General features: G+C 71.2%; 7 protein-coding genes. 4 read left to right on the top strand and 3 right to left on the bottom strand.

The annotated features are described in order from the left end of the window. Both FJV41_RS47225 and FJV41_RS47220 read right to left on the bottom strand, forming a co-directional pair. Positions 1 to 512, bottom strand: a 512-nt coding sequence (locus FJV41_RS47225; RefSeq protein WP_141649194.1) for a CHASE2 domain-containing protein, incomplete at its 3' end; no start/stop codon positions are given. Positions 513 to 762: 250 nt separating this feature from the next. Continuing rightward, complete coding sequence (locus tag FJV41_RS47220; RefSeq protein ID WP_141649193.1) at positions 763 to 1,353, bottom strand: DUF924 family protein; 591 nt, start codon at positions 1,351 to 1,353, stop codon at positions 763 to 765. Positions 1,354 to 1,478: 125 nt separating this feature from the next. Between FJV41_RS47220 and FJV41_RS47215 the strand changes: the two genes are divergently transcribed. From FJV41_RS47215 to FJV41_RS47200, 4 genes are all read left to right on the top strand, one after another. Continuing rightward, the gene (locus FJV41_RS47215; RefSeq protein ID WP_141649192.1) at positions 1,479 to 2,036 is read left to right on the top strand and encodes a TspO/MBR family protein; all 558 of its coding nucleotides are present in this window, start codon (positions 1,479 to 1,481) and stop codon (positions 2,034 to 2,036) included. A gap of 199 nt (positions 2,037 to 2,235) precedes the next feature. Then, positions 2,236 to 2,793, top strand: coding sequence for an RNA polymerase sigma factor (locus FJV41_RS47210; protein ID WP_246137869.1), 558 nt, complete (start codon positions 2,236 to 2,238; stop codon positions 2,791 to 2,793). After that, complete coding sequence (locus tag FJV41_RS47205; protein ID WP_141649190.1) at positions 2,790 to 5,771, top strand: CHAT domain-containing protein; 2,982 nt, start codon at positions 2,790 to 2,792, stop codon at positions 5,769 to 5,771. Before FJV41_RS47210 ends, FJV41_RS47205 begins: the two co-directional genes overlap by 4 nt. Positions 5,772 to 5,877: 106 nt before the next feature. Beyond that, positions 5,878 to 6,480 (top strand): hypothetical protein, encoded by a 603-nt coding sequence (locus FJV41_RS47200; protein ID WP_141649189.1) that lies wholly within the window; start codon positions 5,878 to 5,880, stop codon positions 6,478 to 6,480. On the opposite strand, the gene FJV41_RS52880 is transcribed toward FJV41_RS47200, so the two are convergent. Beyond that, on the bottom strand, positions 6,474 to 6,641 hold the full coding sequence (locus FJV41_RS52880) for a hypothetical protein (protein ID WP_174457468.1): 168 nt from the start codon (positions 6,639 to 6,641) through the stop codon (positions 6,474 to 6,476). The genes FJV41_RS47200 and FJV41_RS52880 overlap by 7 nt on opposite strands. Between the last annotated feature and the right edge of the window lie 182 nt (positions 6,642 to 6,823).

The following is a 6,823-nucleotide window of genomic DNA, read 5'->3' as shown; positions in this document are numbered from 1 at the left end:
GGCGCGAGCGGGGAGGCGGGGACCTGGTCGAAGTCCGCGCGCGGCAATGGCTGCGCGTTGGCGTTGGTGGAGACGCCCAGGAAGAACGGGATGCGTGTGTCGCGCAGCATCTGGGCGAAGGCCAGGTCCGTGGACTCGTCGGAGGAGCGCTCGTCCATCACCGCGTCGAACACGACGGCGCGCGCGCCCTCCGCCTCCAACTGCTCCACCACGCGGGCCCACAGGTTGCGGCTGTAGGGCCAGCTGCCGAAGTTGAGCGCATAGCGCTCGTTGGCGCGGATGCCGTCCAGCGTCGACTGGTCGATGACCACCACCGACACATGGGGAGACTTCCCGCGCCCGACGGTGAACGTGGTGAGCGCCTGGTCGTACGCGCCGCGCTCCAGGTCGTCCAGCCAGCCGCCGCGCCACGCCAGCGCCGCCAGCGCGGTGGACAACACCGCCACGCCCAGCATCAACCGCCAGTGGTTGCGCCAGCGCAGCCGGATGATTTTCCAGGTCTCTCCCGCCACGGCCCCCTCTTGCGATGTGCGTGGGTCGTCACACTAACCCAGCACGCACTCGCGTCAGGCATCTCCCCGGCCGGAAGGACGCTGATAAAATCACGAATACATTGAATTCACATCCATGTGACGAGCGCACATGACGAGCCCACGAGTGCTCGCCCGGCGTCGGACGCACGCGCGCCCGGCTTATTCGCGCCGGTCTTCAGGCACGGGCCCAGGTGAGGGCCTTGGGCCCGTCGGGAGCGCGCGGCGCCCGTCAGAAGGACGAGCCCGGCTCCTGGAGGAAGCGCGTCTCCTCGGGCGTGGATGGACGGCCCAGCGCATCATTGCGGTGCGGGAAGCGTCCGAAGCGCGCGATGACATCCAGGTGGCGCTTCGCGTAGTCGAGCGGTTCGTGGCTGCCGGAATGATGCAGCGTCAGCATCTCGAAGAGGGAGACCGACAGCCGCTGGTCGTAGAGCTCCTCGCTGTGTTCGAAGGGCAGGTAGATGAACCAGCGCCACACGGAGGGCAGCGTGAGGTCCAGGCCCCGCGCCAGCGCGTGACGCGCCACCGAGCGCGCCATGGCATCCGTGGCGAACGCGCGCGGCGTGCCCCGGAAGATGTTGCGGGGTAGCTGGTCCAGGAGCAGCACCAGGGCCAGGCTGCTGCGGGGTTCATTCCGCCAGGCGCTCAGCTCCCCGGCCGCCGCGCGCTCGTGGGCGTCCAGGAAGCGGTCCCGGCACTCCGCGTCGAAGGCCGCGTCGCGCCGGAACCACGCGGCGCGAGGACGAATGCAGGCCGGGTTGCGAGCCGGGTCCGCCGGTTGACCGAACCAGAAGTCGAGCACTTCCTCCGCGCTCACCATGTCGTTCCTCCCCAAAGGCTCGATAGAGCGCCCACCCGCCAACAGTCAACAGGGGTGGCAGGCGATGCGGGCCATCACCACCTTGCACCGAACACTGGCGCGCATCGCGCGTGGGAGAACGTCCAATGCACACCCCGTGGGAGCCCTCGACGCGAACCGTTCCGGGGCCGGTGAAGCGTGCCGCCCTCAACCCCACGCTGCGCACCGAGTCCGTCATCGCGCTGGGCGCCTTTGGCGCGCTCACGCTGGGCGCGGCGGTCCTGGGGGCACGACACAGCTCCGCCGACACCCGCTGGTACCGACACCTGCGCAAGCCTCCCTTCCAGCCCTCGCCCAAGGCCTTCGCGCCCGTGTGGACGGCGCTCTATGCCCTCATCGCCATCTCCGGCTGGCGGGTGTGGACGGCGCCCGCGGGGCCCTCTCGCTCCCGGGCGCTGGGATGGTGGGGGGTGCAACTGGGCCTGAATGCCGCGTGGTCCTGGCTCTTCTTCGGTCGGCATCAGCCCCGACAGGCCCTGGCGGACAACGTGGCCCTGCTGGGCAGCATCGGTGCCTACATCGCCGCCACGCGCGAGGTGGACCGGCCCGCCGCGTGGCTGGTGGCGCCGTATCTGGCGTGGGTGGGCTTCGCCAACGTCCTCAATGGCGAAATCGTCCGGCGCAATCCCCAGGCGGGGGCCTGAAGCCCATCCGCTTGGAGGGCCCCGGTGGGGGCGGATGAATTCGCCCGGAAATTCCTTCGGGAAGATGGCGAGGGGGCGGCGTTGAGTGGGGCAAGCCGCCATGGATGCCTTCGCCCTGCAAATACCCGTCGCACTCCCCCGCCGAGCACGGTCTCAGGGCTTGACGGGCACGGACAGGACGGTCCAGCCTGCACCCCACGTGGAAAGCAGGCCCCTCTCAACGCCGACCCTGGACAGCCGCTGGTTCGCGGCCTTCGCCCGGGAGCACGAGGCGGCGTTGCACGCCACGGCGCTCCGACTGTGCGGAAACGCGACGGACGCCAGGGACCTGGTCCAGGACACCTTCGAGCGCGGGCTGCGCAACCTGGCCCGCTACCGCCCCGGCACGGACGGGCGCGCGTGGCTCTTCACCATCCTCCATCACCTCTTCATCGACCGGTGTCGTTCCCGGACGCGTGAGCGCCGCTCGGATGTGTCGGCGGAGGAGCTGGAGGAGCGCATCGCCGCGCCGGAGCCCGAGGCCGCGCCCGCGTGGGCCGCCATTGGCCCCGAGCAATTGCGCGAGGCCCTGGAGCGCATCCCCGAGGAGTTCTCCACGGTGTACCGCCTCCATGCGTTGGAGGGGCGCCCCTACCAGGAAATCGCGGAGCGCCTGGGGATTCCCAAGGCCACCGTGGGCACGCGCCTCATCCGTGCGCGCCGCAAGCTGAAGGAGCTGTTGATGCCCGGTGGCACCGGCAAGGCGGAGACGCCATGAGCGCTCCGGAGCCCATGGACATCCACGACCAGGTGCATGCCTTCGCGGACGGCGAGCTGTCCGTGGAAGAGGCCGATGCGTTCCGCGAGCACCTGGGCACGTGCGAGACGTGTCAGGCGGACCTGGACGACATCCTCCAGCTCCAGGCGCTCGGGGGGCAGCTGGCGCAAGTGGACGCGAAGGCGTCCGTGAGTGGAGCCGTGGCGCCTGCGTCCCGTGTGGAGGCCGCGCCCGTGAGGGCCTTCCGTCCCGCGTGGAGCCGCCGTCGCAACTGGGTGGCCGCCGCCGCGCTGTCCGGCTCGCTGGCCGCCGTCTTCGCGGTGGTGGTGCTGCGCACCCGGAACACGGGGAGCGATGAGACGCAGTTGCTCGCCCTGGCGCCCACGCGCTCGCTGGAGGCTCGGCTGAGCTGGGCGGGCGCGAGCGCGCATCGACCCTATGGCGTGCTGCGCTCCGGTGATGAGCGCCCCCGGGAGCTGGTGCCCCTCCAGATGTTGGCGAAGCTGGAGGCCCAAGGCGACCTGCAGGGCCTGGCGGTGGGACACCTGCTGCGCGGCGAGCGCGAGCAGGCGGCGGACTACCTGCAACGCGCGTCCTCGTCACCGGACGTGGACAGCGACAGGGCGGTGGTGGCGCTGACGAAGGGGGAGCTGGAGTCGGCCCTCATCCTCCTGGACGGCGTCCTGGAGAAGCACCCCCAGCACGCGCAGGCGCTGTGGAACCGCGCGCTGGTGCTGCACGAGCTGGGGCTGGACGCGCTGGCGGCGGAGGCCTTCGACGCGGTGGCGCTGCTCGGTGAGGTGGGCTGGGCGCAGGAGGCGAAGGAGCGCGCGGCGGTGCTGCGGCGTCAGCTCGACGGGCGACGGGGCGCGTGGGAGTCCGCGCAGCAGGCCGGCAGGGTGCTGGCCTTGGAAGGCACGCCCTTCCCCGACGAGGTGGCGCGCGCGGTGCCGGGCACGGCGCGCAACTGGTTCAACATCGCGGTGTGGACGGCCCCGTCCGCCGAGCACGTGAAGGCCCTGCTGCCGCTCGCGCGGGTGCTGGATGCGCACTACGGCGGAGAGACGATGGCGCGCTACGCCGAGCGCGTGGCCACCCTCGACTTCCAGCGCCGCGGGCCGCTGGCCGCCCGGTTCCGCGACGTGCTGTTGGGGAAGTTCGATGGCGCGAAGCTGGCGCCGCTCGCGAAGGAGTTCGCGGGGACCGCGCACCAGGACATCCTTCTGGGGTTGCTGCCCCTGGCGGGTGGCTTGCCGGCGCACCTGGACGTGTATGAGCAGGCGGCGAAGTCGCTCGGCGATGCGTGGCTGACGCTCAACGTGGAGCGCGAGCGCGCCCTGGCCGAGTATGCCCGAGGCGACCTGGCCGGCGCCGAGGCTCGGCTCCTGCGCGCGGTGTCGGCGTGCGAGAGCGCGAAGGCGGATTACCGCTGCGGTCAGCTCGAGCACCTGCTGGCGCACATCTACAAGGACGAGCACCGACTGGTGGAGTCGCGCGAGCACGCCCTGGCGGGCCTCCAGTGGGCGCGCCAGTCGCAGGAGTGGAAGCTCCAGGCGGACCTGCTGCTGGTGCTGGGCGACCTGGCGCGCTTCCGCAACGCCTTCGCCCTGACGCGTGCCTATCTGGGCGAGCAGGCCCTGCGTGACAGGAGCTGTTCTGCCCGGCGACATGTCCACGAGAGCCTGGCGTCCCTGCATGTCTTCGCGCTCCAGCCGAAAGCCGCGCGCGAGGAGCTCCAGAAGGCGCCGAGCTGCGATGTGCCCTTCTTCCTCAACGGCGGCCTCGTGCTGGCGGACCTCGCTCGCCTGGACCCGAAGCCCGGGGACGTGGAGCAGGTGCGCGAGGGTCTGAAGAAGCTGGATGCCGCGGGCTGGCTGCGTCCGGGCGAGAAGGTCATCGCCACGCACATCGAGGGGCGCGCCGTCATCGGCTCGGACCGCGAGGCGGGCCGCGCGCTCCTGCGAAAGGCCATCGACGAGGGCTCGCGCCTGGGCTCGCAGGACCCGGTGGCCGCCAAGGCCCGCGCCTACAGCTATTCGTCCCTCATCCTGGATGCGGGCTCCACCGGCGACTGGGCGGGCGCGCTGACCCTCTTCGCGGAAGAGACGGGCGTCGCCGCTCCCACCCGCTGCGCGCTGGGCGTGGAGGTGCATGACGAGCGCACCCTCGTCGCCGCGCGAGGCCCCGCGGGCGAACTGCTTGGTCATCAGGACGCGAGCCGCCGCTCGCCCGACTTCGACGTCGCCGCGCTGGTGCCTCCGGCGATGGCCTCCGCGCTGAAGCCCTGCGAGCACGTGCATGTGTTCGCGCGGTATCCGGTCCACGGTCAGGCGGGCCTGCTGCCGCCGGAGCTCGCCTGGAGCTACGACACGGGCCGGAAGCCCACGGCGCCTGGGGTGTCCGCGCCGCGCCCGCTGGTGGTCTACGACGTGGATGCCCCCGCCTCGCTGGGCCTGCCCCGGCTGCGCAGCTGGGAGCTGTCCGGGGGGCCGTCTCCGCGCCGCGTGGAGCTGACGGGCGCGGCCGCCACGCCGTCGCGCCTGCTGGCCGAGCTGGCCGAGGCCACCGAGGTGGAGATTCACGCGCACGGTCTGGTGAACCTGGGCGTGTCGGATGCATCGCTGCTGGTGATGGCGCCCGAGGCCGGTGGCCGCTACGCGCTCACCGCGGGCGAGGTGCGCAAGCAGAAGCTCAAGGGCGCGCCGGTGGTGTTGCTCGGCGCCTGCCAGGCCGCGAGGACGGCGCCGTATCTCCACGCGCCATGGAGCCTTCCGGTGGCCTTCGCGGAGGCGGGCGCGCGCGCCGTCATCGCCTCACCCATCGACATCCCGGACGCCGAAGCCGGGCCCTTCTTCGCGCGGGTCATGGAGCGAATCCGCGCCGGCGCCAGCGCCGCTACCGCGCTCCGAGATGAACGCCTGCGCGAGCTGTCCGCGCGGCCCGACAGCTGGGTGAAGACAGTCGTCGTCTTCGAATAGCCCGGCCCTCACCGCTTCACTTCACCACCGCCACACCAACACAGGCGACCTCGGCTCCCCAGGGCCGTGGACGCTCGATGTGTCACTTCACACCGAGGAACACACCATGAAGAATCTCCGCTCCGCGCTGCTCTGCATCCTCTCGCTGTCCACCGCCGCCTGCGGTGGCGACCCCTCCGACGTGTCGGCCTCCGAGGACCTCGCGGCCCTGGGCTCCACCGAGCAGCACGCGCTCCCCGTGCCTCCGCCGCTGTCCAACTACTGCCCGGGCACCATCCCCGGGACGCCGTACGCCATCCCCACCGCGCCCACGCCCCTGTCGAGCATCCCCACCGGTACGCCGCTGTATCCCCACAGCCCCTACCTGCTCAGCGCGCACACCGTCATCGTCACGGACCCGAGCAACTCGGGCGCCTTCTACGCGTTCGGTTTCGACGTGCGCGCCCACCGCATCATCTTCTGGGTGTCCGGCACCAACTCGGAGATTCGCCGGTTCAACACCCAGCTCGCCACGGACCTCACCGTGCAGGAGACGTCCAGCGGCGTGGACATGGGCTTCACCTGGGGCACCAGCGGCCAGATTGGTGGCCCCCTCATCCCCCTGCCCGGTGTCCACGAGGGCGCGTGGAAGGTCGCGTACAACAACTGGTACCACCTCGACGCGTACCTGGTCAGCCCGCCCACGGGCCCTCTCGGCCTGGCTCAGTGACGCAGCTTCGAGGCGGGAGGCGGATTGAAGGCCAGCACGCCCGCGATGTAGCGCGCCTGCACCTCCGTGGTGCAGCGGACCTCCTGGATGCGCCCGCCCACCTTCACCCGCACGAGCCAACCGTCATTGTCGCGAGTCCAAGCAGCCGTTTCCGTCGTCATGTGCCTGCTCCTCTCGGGTTCATCCTCTGGCTCTCGGTAGAGCAGCCCGCGTGCCAGCGCCTGGGACCCGCGAATCCAGGCGATTGGCGCCCTGGGATGCGAAGGGATGGACAGGCGGGCCTGTAGTTCTTTCGGATGCGAGGGTGGCGGAGCTTCAGTGAACGTGCCGGTCCGGCTGGGTG

The sequence above is a fragment of the Myxococcus llanfairpwllgwyngyllgogerychwyrndrobwllllantysiliogogogochensis genome (genome assembly GCF_006636215.1).
Taxonomy (GTDB): domain Bacteria; phylum Myxococcota; class Myxococcia; order Myxococcales; family Myxococcaceae; genus Myxococcus; species Myxococcus llanfairpwllgwyngyllgogerychwyrndrobwllllantysiliogogogochensis.
Note: the sequence above shows the minus strand (reverse complement) of the source record. Positions and strands in the feature narration are given on the sequence as shown.

What these genes read in the sequence shown, in the direction of transcription:
- FJV41_RS47215 (WP_141649192.1), top strand. Translation starts at nt 1,479, where the DNA reads ATGCACACCCCGTGGGAGCCCTCGACGCGAACCGTTCCGGGGCCGGTG.
- FJV41_RS47200 (WP_141649189.1), top strand. Translation starts at nt 5,878, where the DNA reads ATGAAGAATCTCCGCTCCGCGCTGCTCTGCATCCTCTCGCTGTCCACC.
- FJV41_RS52880 (WP_174457468.1), bottom strand. Translation starts at nt 6,641, where the DNA reads ATGACGACGGAAACGGCTGCTTGGACTCGCGACAATGACGGTTGGCTC.
- FJV41_RS47220 (WP_141649193.1), bottom strand. Translation starts at nt 1,353, where the DNA reads ATGGTGAGCGCGGAGGAAGTGCTCGACTTCTGGTTCGGTCAACCGGCG.
- FJV41_RS47205 (WP_141649190.1), top strand. Translation starts at nt 2,790, where the DNA reads ATGAGCGCTCCGGAGCCCATGGACATCCACGACCAGGTGCATGCCTTC.